This window comes from Allobosea sp. TAB14 (genome assembly GCF_052113865.1).
GTDB lineage: Bacteria > Pseudomonadota > Alphaproteobacteria > Rhizobiales > Beijerinckiaceae > Allobosea > Allobosea spartocytisi.
Genome location: NZ_JBFRDQ010000081.1, coordinates 18767 through 33126, shown reverse-complemented (window position 1 = coordinate 33126; position 14360 = coordinate 18767). Strand labels below are relative to the sequence as shown.

The 14360-nt window shown below is 63.8% G+C and carries 14 protein-coding genes; 1 reads left to right on the top strand and 13 read right to left on the bottom strand.

The window, feature by feature from the left end; genetic code table 11:
* The coding region (locus AB4Y99_RS13990) for a sugar transferase (RefSeq protein WP_441523739.1) at positions 1-278 on the top strand (278 nt) is incomplete at its 5' end.
* A gap of 73 nt (positions 279-351) precedes the next feature.
* Here AB4Y99_RS13990 and AB4Y99_RS13985 read toward each other — a convergent pair.
* From AB4Y99_RS13985 to rfbC, 13 genes are all read right to left on the bottom strand, one after another.
* Complete coding sequence (locus tag AB4Y99_RS13985) at positions 352-927, bottom strand: WecB/TagA/CpsF family glycosyltransferase (RefSeq protein WP_441523738.1); 576 nt, start codon at positions 925-927, stop codon at positions 352-354.
* Between the two features lie 200 nt (positions 928-1127).
* Positions 1128-1352 (bottom strand): hypothetical protein, encoded by a 225-nt coding sequence (locus AB4Y99_RS13980; RefSeq protein WP_038359392.1) that lies wholly within the window; start codon positions 1350-1352, stop codon positions 1128-1130.
* Positions 1353-1528: 176 nt separating this feature from the next.
* Positions 1529-3076: a DHA2 family efflux MFS transporter permease subunit gene (locus AB4Y99_RS13975; RefSeq protein WP_441523737.1), complete on the bottom strand. Its 1548-nt coding sequence runs from the start codon at positions 3074-3076 to the stop codon at positions 1529-1531.
* A gap of 57 nt (positions 3077-3133) precedes the next feature.
* Positions 3134-4387: an HlyD family secretion protein gene (locus AB4Y99_RS13970; RefSeq protein ID WP_441523736.1), complete on the bottom strand. Its 1254-nt coding sequence runs from the start codon at positions 4385-4387 to the stop codon at positions 3134-3136.
* Positions 4380-4850, bottom strand: coding sequence for a MarR family winged helix-turn-helix transcriptional regulator (locus AB4Y99_RS13965; protein ID WP_441523735.1), 471 nt, complete (start codon positions 4848-4850; stop codon positions 4380-4382). The genes AB4Y99_RS13970 and AB4Y99_RS13965 overlap by 8 nt, the downstream gene beginning before the upstream one ends.
* A gap of 129 nt (positions 4851-4979) precedes the next feature.
* Positions 4980-5942, bottom strand: a complete 963-nt coding sequence (locus AB4Y99_RS13960; protein ID WP_441523734.1) for a carbohydrate kinase family protein — start codon at positions 5940-5942, stop codon at positions 4980-4982.
* Positions 5943-6168: 226 nt separating this feature from the next.
* Positions 6169-6957, bottom strand: a complete 789-nt coding sequence (locus tag AB4Y99_RS13955) for a LuxR C-terminal-related transcriptional regulator (RefSeq protein WP_081925167.1) — start codon at positions 6955-6957, stop codon at positions 6169-6171.
* A 595-nt stretch (positions 6958-7552) separates the two neighbouring features.
* Positions 7553-8575 (bottom strand): glycosyltransferase family 2 protein, encoded by a 1023-nt coding sequence (locus AB4Y99_RS13950; protein WP_051987549.1) that lies wholly within the window; start codon positions 8573-8575, stop codon positions 7553-7555.
* Complete coding sequence (locus AB4Y99_RS13945) at positions 8572-10032, bottom strand: polysaccharide pyruvyl transferase family protein (protein WP_441523733.1); 1461 nt, start codon at positions 10030-10032, stop codon at positions 8572-8574. The genes AB4Y99_RS13950 and AB4Y99_RS13945 overlap by 4 nt, the downstream gene beginning before the upstream one ends.
* Positions 10029-11369, bottom strand: a complete 1341-nt coding sequence (locus tag AB4Y99_RS13940) for a protoporphyrinogen/coproporphyrinogen oxidase (protein ID WP_441523732.1) — start codon at positions 11367-11369, stop codon at positions 10029-10031. The genes AB4Y99_RS13945 and AB4Y99_RS13940 overlap by 4 nt, the downstream gene beginning before the upstream one ends.
* 37 nt (positions 11370-11406) lie before the next feature.
* Positions 11407-12561: a CDP-glucose 4,6-dehydratase gene (rfbG, locus tag AB4Y99_RS13935; RefSeq protein WP_113252736.1), complete on the bottom strand. Its 1155-nt coding sequence runs from the start codon at positions 12559-12561 to the stop codon at positions 11407-11409.
* 93 nt (positions 12562-12654) lie between these two features.
* On the bottom strand, positions 12655-13626 hold the full coding sequence (locus AB4Y99_RS13930; protein ID WP_441523731.1) for an SAF domain-containing protein: 972 nt from the start codon (positions 13624-13626) through the stop codon (positions 12655-12657).
* Positions 13623-14192 (bottom strand): dTDP-4-dehydrorhamnose 3,5-epimerase, encoded by a 570-nt coding sequence (gene rfbC, locus AB4Y99_RS13925; RefSeq protein WP_441523730.1) that lies wholly within the window; start codon positions 14190-14192, stop codon positions 13623-13625. The genes AB4Y99_RS13930 and rfbC overlap by 4 nt, the downstream gene beginning before the upstream one ends.
* Between the last annotated feature and the right edge of the window lie 168 nt (positions 14193-14360).

The following is a 14360-nucleotide window of genomic DNA, read 5'->3' as shown; positions in this document are numbered from 1 at the left end:
GCCATATGTCGCTGGTCGGGCCGCGCCCCCATGCCCTGGCGCATGACCGGGAGTTCGAGCGCAAGATCGCGCTCTACGCCCGCCGCCACAACGTCAAGCCCGGCATCACCGGCTGGGCGCAGGTCAACGGCTTGCGCGGCGAGACCGACACCGACGAGAAGATGGCGGCGCGCGTCGCCCATGACCTCTGGTATATCGACCACTGGTCGTTCACGCTCGACCTCGCCATCCTGTTCCGGACGGTGTTCAGTTCCAAGGCGTTCCGGAACGCGGTGTGACGGTCATCGCAGCATCGGCCGAGAAGCGGATTCCGCTTCTCGGGAAAATCAGATGTTGCGGAGAAAAGCCGGCTCAGCCGTCGCGGCGGAGCGCGTGATAGGCCTGCGACACCGGGCGCGGGGCGACGTCATGAACGAGCTGGCGGGCGATGATGCCGGAAAAGCGCATGGCTGCGGCGAAACCGCTCATGGCTTGACCGATCCGCGAGGGTAGCCGGGCAGCGAGGCTTGCCGCCGTGGCACCGGTCTGCGGCTGCGCGGCCGCGTGGCGCGCGAAGGTGCCGGGCAGGTTGACGAGGCCCGTATGCAGCCCATGGGCCGCGAATTCCGCGATCAGCGCCCGGTGGCGCTTCGGAGCCACGTCGACGATGACCACGTCCGGCGCGCAGGCGGCAATATGGTCGAGGATCGCGCGGCCGGCCGGGCCGGAGAAATCGGCGTCGCAGATGCCCGCAAGGCGCAGGCCGGGAAAGGCGCAGCGGATGCGGCTGCGCAGCGCATGGATCGTCGCGCTGTCACCACCGAACAGGAACACCGCCTCGCCCGCGCTCTCGCAGCGGCGCAGCGCGTCTTCCAAACCCGTTTCGCGCCGGGCGGCATCGGCCCGCACGGCCTGTTCAATCTGCTGTTCGATCGAGTCCGACGTCACGCTGTCCCCATTTCGCTCGAGACGGGCATCCGGCAGCGATATGGCCTTGCATTGCTGCCTGGGTTTGCCCGCTGCCGTCAGAGACAGGAAGCGGCTACTTCCTTAAAAATTTAGATATCCGTTCAAATGTGTCGCAACCAAAGGTGACCGATTTTGGGTCAGCGTCCTCGGGCCTCAGGCGGCCGGAGGACGCCCCGGCATCAATGCAGCGTTCGCCAGACGGCTCGCCCCAGCCACCCGGCCCAGCCGAGCATGAGCCCGGCCGCGACCAGAACGCCGATAATCAGCAGCGAACGGCCGATCAGAAGGCTTGCCACCGTCTCGTGCTCGACGGGGCGGTTGTCGTTGGCAGGCGGCGGGATGTCCCGTACGGAGGGCATCCGGATCGGCACCGTCACGGGTGGCCGGACACGCATCGAACGCATAAAACGATCTCTTACCGTTAACGAACCGTAAACCTGCTCCTCGCATCTCTGATCCAATGCGAGACGCAGGCAAAGTGCAAGCCGAGAAATGACCTAAGGTGAATTTGTCCGCGACATTGCCTGATGGACCGCGGCTCCCACTGAATAAAACGGCCATCGGCCGCTCGGCAGCAGCATTATTCCATCACCATCGCGTGATCGTCGGACGGGGCCGCCTGCTGGCGCGGCGTGCGCAGCAGCGCGAGGAACGGCAAGGCTGCCAGGCACAGGATCATCAGTAGCTTGAAGTCGTCGACATAGGCGATGATCGTCGCCTGCCGCGTCACCACCTCGTCCAGCGCCGCGCGGCCGGTCAGCGTCGTCGGGTCCCAGGCATGCCTGATCGCCGGCATGTCGAAGATGCGGTTGAACGGCGTCACATAATTGGCGATCTCGGCGTGGTTCACCTGCACGTTGCGGGTCAAGAGATAGCTGACCAGCGAGATGCCGACGCTGGAGCCGATATTGCGCGAGAGATTGTAGAGCCCGGTGCCGTCCCCGCGATACTCCGCCGGCAGCGTCGCGAAGGTGATCGTCGTCAACGGCACGAAGAGCAGGCCSAGMCCSGCKCCCTGGATGAAGCCGGTSACGATGATCGTCTGCTGCGAGACATCCGGCGTCCAGCCGGTCATGTCGTACATCGCCCAGGCGCTGACCAGGAGCCCGGCGCCGAGCAGGATGCGGGTGTCGACCTTTCCGATCAATCGCCCGACGAGGAACATGCAGGCCATGGTGCCAAGGCCCCGCGGCCCCATGACGATGCCGGCCGTCACCACCGGATAGCCCAGCAGCGTCTGCAGGAAAGGCGTGAGCAGCGCGAGCGACGCCAGATAGCAGATGCCGACGACGAAGATGAAGATCAGCCCGACATTGAAGTTCCGGTCGAGGAACATGCGCGGCTTGATGAAGGAGTTCTCCGCCGTGAAGGTGTGCACCGCCAGGACGTAGACCGCCGCGACGCAGACCGTCGCCTCCAAGATGATCTCCAGCGARTCGAACCAGTCGAGCTGCGCTCCGCGGTCGAGGAAGAGCTGCAGCGCCGCGATCGCGAGGCTGAGCGAGCCGAAGCCGATCCAGTCGAGCTTGGCGAGGGCGCTCGACTTGGTCTCGGTGACGAAGATCGAAACGCCCGCCAGCGCCAGGATGCCGAGCGGCAGATTGATGTAGAAGACCCAGCGCCAGGAGATGTTCTCGGTCAGCCAGCCGCCGAGCACGGGGCCGAGCACCGGCCCGACCATGACCGAGACGCCGAACAGCGCCATCGCCGAGCCGCGCTCCTCCGGCGTGTAAATATCGAGCAGGATGCTCTGCGAGAGCGGCACCAGCGCGGCGCCAAAAAAGCCCTGCAACAAACGGAATCCGACGATCTGCGTCAGCGACTGGGCCGCGCCGCACAGGATCGAGGCCACGACGAAGCCGACGATCGCGACGGAGAGCACGCGCTTGCGGCCGAAACGCGCGGCCAGGAAGCCCGAGGGCGGCGTCATGATCGCCGCCGCGACGATATAGGAGGTCAGGACCCAGTTGATCTGGTCGGCGCTCGCCGAGACGCTGCCCTGAATATAGGGCAGCGCGACATTGGCGATGGTGGTGTCCAGCGCCTGCATGATGACCGCGAGGATCACGCAGGCGGTGATGGCGCCGCGATTGGCAACCGGGGTCGTCGCGGCGGCTGAGCTGGCCATGACAGGCCTCTTCTGTTTGCTGGTCTTGTTCTACTTGGCGCGCTCTACCTGGCCGCTCTACTTGGCGCTCTTGCCGAAGGCGCCCGAGATGAAGCTCGGCAGACCGCGCTCATGGCCGGTGTCGACGTCGAGCGTCACGCTCATGCCGGCACGCAGTTGGGGCTGGTCGGCGGGGGTGTCGATCTTCACACGCATGGCGATGCGCTGCACCACCTTGACCCAGTTGCCGCTGGTGTTCTGCGCCGGCAGCAGCGAGAAGCTCGCGGCCGAGGCCGGGCTGATGCTGTCGACCGTGCCCTTCCAGGCGGCGCCCGGATAGGTGTCTACATAGATTTCCGCCGATTGTCCGGGCTTCACCCAGGTGAGCTCGGTCTCCTTCGGATTGGCCTGAATCCAGACATGGTCGGTCGAGACGAGGCTGAAGGCGCTGGTCGCCGCCTCCAGATACTGGCCCTTCTGCAGCGAAGGTACATTGGTGACGACGCCGTTCATCGGCGCGCGAACCGTCGTGTGCTCGAACTGGCGCTGCGCCTCGGCCCGGGCCGCGACGGCGTCCTTATAGCGCGGATGCTCCTCGACCGGCGCATCGGGCGTGCCGTTGAGGTTGGCGGCGATGCCGGCAAGCTGGCTTTCGAGCTGCGCCAGCTTGAGCCTTGCGCCATCGAGATCATGCTTGGCCTGGTCGTAGGTCGCCTRGGAGGCGACGGATTTGGTGGCGAGGTCCTGCTGGCGCTTGAAGGCGGTCTCGTAGAAGGCGATGTCGGTGCGAGCCTGCTCGATCTGGCTCTGCATGGTCTTGTAGCTGGCCTTCAGCGCTTCGAGATCGTTGCGGACCACGCCGATCTGCGCATCGGCCCGCTCCAGCGCGAAGCGGAACGGCTTGTCGTCGAGCCGGAACAGCACGTCGCCCGCCTTCACGGTCTGGTTGTCGCGGACGTCGATCTCGCTGACGATGCCGGCGACATCGGTCGAGATGCCGAGGATGTCCGCCTGCACATAGGCGTTGTCGGTCGACATCACCTGTCCGCCAACGACGTAGTAATAGCCGCCAGCGACGAGCGCGATCGGCAGAAGCGCGAAGAGCAGGCGTCGCGTGCGGCTGCGTCGGGCCGGCGGCGCGGGGGCCGTCGCAGCCTGGGGAGGAGCGGTCAGCGTGGTAGTTTCCGGCGCCTTCGCCGCCGGCTGCGGCTGGGCGGGCGCCTTGGGCTCGATGCGCCTGATCTCGGTCACATTGCCTGGGGAGCCGGGCTCAGCCTCCTCGTCAGGGACGGCTTGGGCGGCCGCCTCGGTCTTTCTGGCTGCGTCATCCATTTTGGACCTGCCTTTCGGCCACCCGCATCTGGCAGGCGGCCGTGAGATTGGTTCTCATCTGTCCCAGCGTCGCGAGAAGCTGTTCGCGCTCGGGCTGCGGAATGTCGCCGAACGCCTCTGCCCGCGTGATTTCGCCGAGCGCGCGCAGCTCCGTCAGCTTCGGCCCGGCCTTCTCGGTCAAATAGAGCTGCCAGACGYGCCTGTCGGTCGCATGCGGCCGGCGTTCCGCCAGCCCGCAGCCCTCGAGCTTGTCGACGATGCGCCCGACCGTGATGGGCTCGACATCCATGAGCTCGGCCAGCGCACCCTRCTGAATGCCGGCATTCTGATCGATGTAGGCGAGCACCTGCCATTGCGAACGGGTCAGCCCGGAATCGCGCGCATGCTGTTCGAAACGCTTGCGCAAAAGGCGCGCGACATCATGGAGCAGAAAACCCACGGTCGGCGGCGGCTTTGTAGGCATGCTGGTCATAAGCATCTATATAATATTGGCGCTTAGTMTCGCCAAGCGACGTTCGAACGAGTCTGAGGGCGGAGGCTGTGGCGCGATGTCGCGGCTAAGAATCGAAGCCGCGTACGGCTTCGCATCGCCTCATTGGCAACCGGGACATTCCGCGCGAGCCGCCTGCACCTCGGCATCCGTCGGCAGGTCGGCGCCGCGTCGCGTGACCGTCACGGCGGCCGCCGCCGTGGCATAATCGAGCAACTCGGCAAGTGCGGGCAGATCGAGTGCCGCGATGGCGGCCGGGCTCAGCCGCCCTGCCCTCGCGAGTTGCGCCAGCAGCGCCGCATGGAAGCTGTCTCCGGCCGCGACGGTATCGACGACCCGCACCGGGCGCCCCCGCACCGAAACCTGCCCAGCGGCGTTGAAAGCGGTCGCTCCGCGCTCCCCTTCTGTGATGACGACCAGGCCGGCACCGCGCTCGAGCCAATAGGATGCAGCCTCGCCGATCGCGAGCTGCCCTTGCCAGGCGATGCGGATATCCTCTTCGCTCGCCTTGATGATGGTCGCCACACGATAGAAGCGCTCGGCCGCCTCGGCCCAGCGGGCCATGTCGCCGACGATCATCGGCCGCAGATTGGGATCGACGCTGATGACCCGCCGGCCCGCCTCGCGCCCGGCCAGGGCCGCGAGCGTCGAAGCGACCGGCTCGACCGCCATCGTATAGGAGCCGAAGGTCAGCGCCGTGATCTCCGGCGGCAGCACGGCCGGCAGATCGGCCGGCATGAGCCGGCGATCGGCAGCGCCCTCGCCGTGGAAGGAATAGCCCGGCTGGCCATCCTGCGCGGTGACGATGGCGGAGATCGTCGTCGGCTCGTCGCTCATCGCCAGAAAGCGCCCGTCGACGCCTTCCTTCGCCAGCCGCTCCGCGAGAAATGCGCCGAAGCGGTCGCGCGAAAGACCGCCCAGGAAAGCCGCCGGCATGCCGAGCCGCGCGAGGCCGACGGCAAGGTTGAAAGGCGAACCGCCCGCGACGGCCCGCGCCGGCATCTCGCTCCCGTCCGCCGGAGCGACGAAAAGATCGATGAGGGCTTCGCCGCAAACCAGGAACATGACGAATCGCTGCTTTCCCTGCAGGAGCGGCAAGGTTTCGGCCGCCGGGCAAACCGATCGAATGCCATGCCGCCAGCCGGCTGGCCATGGCATTCGAGCATTTTTGACGGGATGCCGAAACTACGGGAGATGGCGCGAGAACGGCGAGCGCCTTGCACCAATCCGAAGGGCGCGACGATGTCGAGCCGGGCAAGGCCGATGTCACACGCCCCGTCCGGCCTTTTCGCTATTGATAGGCGCCGACACCCGCAGCGGAATCCGGAAGTCTCTTGCCGGCGCTGGCGGAGGCCGCCCGGGCATTGTTGTTGGCCGGTTGCAGCAGCAGCGCGTTGTTCATTCCCCAGATCGCGGCCTGGGTTCGATTCTGGACCCGGATCTTGCGTAGGATCGCTTTGACATGGGCCTTCACCGTGGCTTCGGCGATGCCGATCTTGCGCGCGATGGATTTGTTGGAATCCCCATCGACCAGGCAGCTGACGATCCCCATTTCCCGTGGTGACAGCAGCGATGCGACCGTCTCATCCGGGGGAGAGCTGGGAGACGCCCTGTCATCCTCGCCCGCGGCGGGACCGGCCTTAGGGCGGCGGGGCTTTTTTGCGGCGGGAACCGCGGAAGGAAATGTCGGCGGGAAGACCGTTTCGCCCAGCATCACCAGTTCGATGGATTTGACGAAGGCATCGCAGGAATTGGTGTTGACGAGGTAACCGCTGGCGCCGGCCTTGAAGACCGCCGCGAGCTCAGCCGGTCCATAGCGATCGGCGACGACCGCGATATGCGCATCCGGATACCGATCCCTCACAAGTTCGATTTCTCCGATGATGAGATCGAAAGCGTCGTTGGTGTAGACGACAAGAAAAAGGCTGTTCTGGACACGAGACTTACCGCTCAGCTGGTCGATTCCGGAGATCGAGTCGATGATACGAAAGTTGTTTTCTTGAAGAACGCGATGAACCCCCTCTCGCATCAGAGAATATTTCCCTATGAGAACGATCCCGAAGGCTTTGCTCTCCCTCATTTGAAACCTCCCGCCGAAAGGGCAAACACAACTCAAACTGACGCCCCCGGTAAATCTGCTTAATATTCTTGTTTCTTGTTAAGATGATGAGACCGAAGTCTCATTTGGAATTTGTCTCGAAACCTCCTCTCGTCACATATCGCCGACCACACTGCATTCATTTACGCAGAAATATCACACAGAAATCCCAAGAAAGAAACCATTTAATACTAGTTAATACGATCGAACTCAGAGTAAAAAATGATACAACTCCGCGAGATACGGAGACATAAGACGCCAGATACGAGCATGAAAGATCGTCAGACATAGCGATTAGCGCAGGCATAAGGCGCGGCATCTCATCAGCGCGCCATAAGGCAGACTAGGCAACGGATCGACAGGCGATCCATCCATCGGCATCTACGTAAGGGATTGTTATCCAAAAAAGTCTCGCCGGCAAGTCAATTAACGATCCGTTAGCCATTCCAGAACGGTTTCCGGCCTGCCATCCTTAACGTCAGCTGGCGACAACCAGCGACGTCGGCTCGATCTCAGCGAACGAGGTGGACTTAAAGCGCGGCCGAATACGAAGAAAGTATCGCTGAGTCCTGTCGATTTACGGCGCACGAACTCCCTTGAACATGTAATGCAGGCGAATTCGTTTGCTCAGAATCTGAACCGTTCCCTTTGGGTTCAGGATCAGATCCATCGCCTTTCTGGCAATTCCCATCGAAAGCTTCCGCCCGTCGAACCGGTGTCCGAGGTCCCGCAGCCGTCCGGCGTGGTAATTCCAGAATTTCCTGTCCCGGAACTTGAACGCGCTGGAGGAGAGATAGGCGTAATACTGGTCGAGCAGCTCGTCGACCCGTGTTTCGAGCTCTTGCTTGGTCAGATACCAGCCGCCATATTCTTGGCAGTCGCTGATTTCCGCCGAGACATAGGCATTATTTTCGAGCGAAACAGCCGTCGCGGTCTGGCGATGAATCCGTTCATGGCCCAGGATCTGGTGCACGAAGCCGAAATCTTCATAGCGCAAATGCTTGAGGCACGCGCTGATATCCGCCTCATGCGTCGGATTCGGAAAGAATTCGTCGGAATTTCGGATCAGATCGGATCGATACATGACCGATGACGGGTTTCCCAATACCCTCAGCGTACCGAGCAAATGGGCCCGACAGACCTCTCGCCCTGGGACGACCGTCTGCGCGTAGGGCAGGCCGACATTCCGAACGTACCAGATGCCCGCGCCGCCGCTGAGCTGGTATGCGCCGACGATACCGACGGATGGATGGGCTTCGGCGAGAGCGACCATCTTCTCGAGGCATTCCGGATAGATCCAGTCGTCACCCGAAACGACCTTGCAATATTTGCTCTGCTTCGAGATGAGGCCGAAAGCCCTGTTGTGATTGGCGATGATCGGCAGCAGCGTCTCGTTGCTGACGACGCGGATGCGGCTGTCCCGCCGGCAATACTCCTCGGCGATTTCGAGAGTGCCGTCAGTGCTGGCGTTGTTGACGATGATGTATTCCCAATTCCGATAGGTTTGGGACAGCACGCTTTCGATGCATTCCCTGAGGAATTCCGCGCCATTGTAGACGGGTGTCACGACGCTGACCAACGGACCGGTTTGCGCGTTCATCTCAGGGCCCCCTCTTGAGAATATCGCGTTCCCTCGGCGCAAGTTTTCTCATTCGCCAGGAACAAGGCGTTGAACTGCAGATTGAGCTGCGACTTGAACTGTGCGGCGCGCACACCGATGCGCGCCTTGATTCCGTCCCTGTCGGCAATCAGCCGGTCGGCTCTGGCGACCAAATCCGCCGCGTCGCAGCGGGCAATATCGACGCAGTAATCCGACAAGCCCAGGCTTTCCATCAGGGTGGTGACCTTGGGATGGGGTGCAAGCGCGATGGTCGGCACGGTCTGCAACGACGCGAACACGACACCGTGAAAGCGGCAGGTGACGTAAAAATCTACATGAGAGAGCGCCGTCAGCATGTCGGCGATGCTCTCGACCGTTTCCCGCGTAACACGATCCGGCGCCAGCGCGGGAAAGCTCTGCCGGATGGCGGCGTCGAGATCGGCGATCGCCTGGGAATCGAACCAGATATCGCTGCTGAAGAGCCTGATCCGATGCCCGCGCGCCAGCATCTGGCCGCAGAACGCAGCGAGGTTGTCGATTAGCCGTCGATAGCCCTGATCGTCATTGACCCAGTGCCGCTTTGAATCGCCATAGGCCATCGGCCCGACGCCGATCACGAGCTGAGTGCTCGGCATGACCGGCTCCTTCGCCGGCCGCTCCGGCAGCCGAAGGCCCCACACCGCGTCGGCAACGACCTTCATCTTGCCGCGAAAGCCGATCTTCCGCAGCAAGTCGCCCGACGCGCCGTCGCGCAGGGACACATAGTCGGCCATGGCAAGCGTACGCCGGATGAACCAGCGACTCAGGGAGGAATCCAGCGGACCCGCGCCATTGTTCACGAAGATGCATTGGACGTTGGCGCATTTGGCGAGAAGGACCCATTTGAACAACGTGTAGGGAAACGCCCAGGGGCCGCCCCAGTCCAGAAGCTGTCCGCCCCCGGCGATGACGAGCATGTCGAGCTCCCAGACCAGAAGCAGCGAACGCAGCAGAAACATGATTTCGCGGAAGAACTGCGAGGGCCATACGACCAGTGCATGCCTCAGCGCATTGGCGATGTGGAAGAGCGGCCCCGTTTTCTTGACGGTCGCCTTCAGCCGCCCCGCGAACCCGCCCGGGCCGGCGGGATGCGATGCCGACGACCATTCCCGCTGGAACGGGAAAACCCGCTGACGCATCGCATAGCAGGGAATTCCGAGCCGGCGCGTGGTGTCTTCGGGGTCCATCGACAGGCCGACGATCGACACTCCGGGCGACCGGAGCGTGATGTTGTCGAGCACCGCCGTGATGGAGGCCTCGTCGCCCAGATTGCCCGTGCCGCAATGGGCCAGGAGCCCGACCCGGCTGGGCTTGGAGGAGCCGGTGGCCACCGAACTGACGCAAAACTCCTGCAGCCCGGACCCGGACAGATCGACCGGCTCGCCGGCGCGAACATCGATGTCGATCTTGCCGCTCATGCAATACGCGCCCTCTGGCGGACGTCGAGCGCCGCGGAGCGCGACAGGACCGCCTCCGCCGCCGCCTCGCCGCTCTTGAAGCTCTCGTCGGTCCACATGTAGCCCCAGTCGCCATAGCGGCCGCAGTAGGCGATCCCGATCTCGTCGAGATAGCCGTGAACCGTCTTGAGGGCGGCGGCGCGATCGAGATCGAAGATGATATTGGCATAGGGCAGATACATTGCCGTCTTGAACACGACCTGGTCGCCGTCGCGCAGCAGCCCGCAGCGGCGCAAATCGTCGATGACCGGCTGGATCCAGTCCTCGGGCTTGCCTGTGAAGGGCTTGTACTTGTCGGAGAAATAGACTTCCGCCTGGATGCTTCCCATACCCTTCGGGGCATTGTCCTCGGAGAGCATGTGCGGAAAGCCGAGGCGCGTGAAGCAGATGTCCTCGTCGTAGAAATACGACATATGCGCGCTGGAGATATCCGCGCGGTCCACCCCGAGATTGACCAGCACGCAGGACGAGCAGGCGAGCTTGCGCGAGGCTTCCAGCACGTCGGCCGGCACGCCCTTGATCATGCGGATGAGGTCCGGGAGCGGCACCGACGATATCAGCGCGTCGTAGCGGGTCCGGATGCCGTTAGAGAATTCGATCTCGTTGATCCGGGGATCGATCGATGTCAGCTCGTGATTGAGCTTGATGTTTCCCTTCGGCACGAAGTCCCGCAGATAGGACACGAAGCCGCCCTGCTTCGGGTAGCGGAAATGCGTGATGTAATGGATGTTCGGCGATGAGGCGGAAATCGCCCCGCGCAGCACTTCCTCCAGCGTCGGCCGGTAGATTCGCGGCCCCAGCCAGTCGGTGCTCATGTTCTCGGCCGTCGTGAGATGGTATTTGCGCGTGTACTGCTTCGGGAAGAGCTCGGCGAAGGTCGAGCCGAAGCTGGCGACCAGCCAGTCATTGTAGTTGTTGATCGGCCCCTCCGGTTTTTGCCGCTCCTCCACGAAATCGGCGATCACCTTCACGATCACCTCCTCCGGCAGGCCATGCAGATGAAGCTGGACCGGATGCTGCGGCCAGTAGCCCCGCCAGTAGTTGTTCAGGTTGATCTGGATGGTTTCGTAAAGCTGATCGACGCTGTCGGCGAACAGCTCCTGGATGCGCTCGTCCTTGGTGAAGGAGATGYGCGGCCCGATATCGAAGGTGAAGCCCGGCTCGTGACGAAACGACATCGTATGGCCGCCATAATACGAATTCTTGTCGTACATGACGGGCGTGATGCCCTCCTCCCGGAGTCGGTGCGCCGCACCGAAGCCAGCCATTCCAGTTCCAAGTACGACGACGTTCGACATGGATGCGCGTTCCCTGAGCTGTGGCACCGTTGCGGAATCAGCCTTCGGCCATCGGGAGCAGAGGCGCCGGAGCAGCCGCCTTCGGCCGCGCTCCTGAAGCGTTCCGCTCCGCATGGTCCTGCAGCAGATATTCGTAGCGCTCGATCTGTCGCCGCGTGAGGGACTGGAGATCGTTCCCCGCCTGGAAGGCGTGATACCATTCGACGATCCAGGCCAGGCTCTGGTCGAGCTGCAGAACCGGGTGCCAGTCGAGGCCCGCCCTCGCCTTGGAGGTGTCGAGGCGCAGCAATTGCGCCTCGGCCGGATGCGCTGCGCCATCCAGCGTCCAGGATGCGCCTTCGCCCCACAGCGACACGAGCTTGTCGACGATCCACGACACCGGCCTGGCATCCGTCTCCGCCGGCCCGAAATTCCAGCCCGAGGCGAAGCGGGCTCCGTCCTCGGCGAGCCGCTCGCACAGCAGCAGATAACCGTGCAGCGGCATCAGCACGAACTGCCAGGGCCTAATCGCGGCGGGGCTGCGGATGCGGCAGGGCCGGCGGCCCAGGAAGGCGCGAACCAGATCCGGAATGAGCTGGTTGGCGGTCCAGTCGCCGCCCCCGATGGCGTTGCCCGCACGCACGCTCGCCAGCGCGACGCCATGCTTGGACAGCGCAGCCGGCGGGAAATAGGAGTCGCGATAGGCGCCGGTCACCAGCTCCGCGCAGCCCTTGGAGTTGGAATACGGGTCATGCCCGCCCATCGGGTCGCTCTCGCGATAGCCCCAGACCCACTCCTGGTTCTCGTAGCATTTGTCGCTGGTGACATTGACCACGACGCAGGGGCGCCCGAGCTGGCGCACCGCCTCGAACAGATGGACGGTCCCCATCACATTGGTCGCATAGGTCTCGACCGGCTCGTCATAGCCGTAGCGGACCACGGACTGGGCGGCCATGTGGATGACCACGTCGGGATTGCATGCAGCGAGCGCGGACTTCAGATGCTCGAAGTCCCGGACGTCGCCGCGGATCGAGCGGACGCACTCGCCGACCCTCGCCTGCTCGAAAAGGCTCGGCTCCGACGGCGGCTCGAGCGCATAGCCCGTCACATCGGCGCCGAGCGCGTGCAGCCACAACGACAGCCAGCTGCCCTTGAAACCGGTATGGCCGGTGACGAAGACCTTGCGGTTCTGCCAGAAGGAACGGTTCAGCATGGCCGACATAGCCCCATAGCGATGAAATGACCCGGCTGTTCCGGAATGCACCGGGCCGCGCGTGAAAGCCTGTTTCCACCGCGGCTGTGCATGTCAGGAGACCGCCTCGACGAGGACGCGCTGCGGCGAAGCTTCCGCTTCGCGCATCGGCCACCGCAGTTGCTGCTCGCGCCAGAGCACGTCCGCCCGCCGCCCCGCCGGCAGCACGACGTCGTCGAACGAGACGACCTCGTCCTTCTTCTTGTCGCGCCGCAGGACACAGTTCTCGGACAGGCCGATCGGCAAGGCGTCGGCGGCGCGCGCATCGACCGCGTTCTCGATCAGGCCGTAGGCGCAGAACCCGCCGATGCCGTCGAGACGTTCGCCGGCCTTGAGATCGCGCTTCGCCATCGTGACGACCTCGCAGACCGGCCCCGCCAGCGGCGCCACGGTCGGATCGTGCTGGATGACCGCGCGCCCGATGGTCGAGGCGATCTGGAGATGCGGCAGGTGGAACGGCGTGTAGAAGACGTAGAACGGCCCGTCTCCGAGCTTGTAATAGGCGAGCTGCGCCTGCTTCAGCGGCGCCTCCTCATGGATGATGACGAAGGCTCCGGTGTGGGGCGCAGCGCCCAAGGCATAGTCCACCAGCCCCGTTTCGAGCATCGCCTGCGCCGGCAGGCGCTCCGCGATCTCCCGAACATCCTTGCAAGCCGGCCCGTACATGCCGCGACGGCCCGCATGGAAGCCCGTCGCATTGGCCAGTACCGTCGTTTCCATCGACAGCTTCGTGGCATCGGCGAAGGACGTGACCTTGCGCGGGTCCTGGTCGTTCTTCTCGGCGAATGCCCTCTGCGTGTCGGGATTGCGGTAGTAATCGACCATGCCCTTGATATTGCCGGCGGCGACGGGCTTGAGCCCCAGCGTCCGCAGATAGCGCAGAGCTGGAGCGCGATCGCGCGCCCGGTGGCACCCGCTCCGACCATTCCCACGCGGATCGGACGACCCGCCGCCTCGCGCTCCCGCAACACGGTATCGACAGCCATAGCTTGGTTCCCCTCCGATAACGCCTGCGAAGACGATCACGCCGTCAGGCGCGCATCTGCCTCGACATGGCCGGGCACGATCAGCGCCGGCGGCCAGTTACGGTCCTGTTCGGAAATTTCGGTCACGGCCAAAGGCCACACGATGCCGAAGGCCGGGTCGTCGAAGCGAACGCCCCTGGCGGCGCCGGGCGTGTAGAAGGCCGAGGTCATGTAGTGCATCTCGGTGTCCGGCTCGAGCGTCTGGTAGCCATGCGCACAGCCCTCGGGCAAATAGAGCATGCGGCCATTGTCGCCGCTGAGCTTCACGCCGCACCAGGCCCCGTAGCTCGGTGAATCCCGCCGCATGTCGAGGACGACGTCGAACATCGCTCCACGCGTGCAGCGCACCAGCTTCGCCTCCCCGTCGGGCGCTTCCTGGAAATGCATGCCGCGGATCGTGCCGCGCTTCGTGCTGATCCCCATGTTCGCCTGAACGGGCTCGAACGCGATGCCCTGCTCGGCGAATTCCTGGAGGCACCAGGCCCGCATGAAGCGGCCCCGCGCATCGACATGTGGAGCGGGGTCGATGACCATGGCTCCCTCGACGCTGGTCTTGGAGAAGTGCATCCCCCACCTCTGAAATTCGTGACCCTATACCTGAACAATGCTCGTCGGAGTGCCCGAGTTCCGGCGCAAGATCGCGGCAAACCAGAATATTGCTTTGAATATCAGGTAGATGCCGCAACGGCATCAGGCCGACCTGCGGGCTCTATGCTTCACGGCATTGGGGGCGGG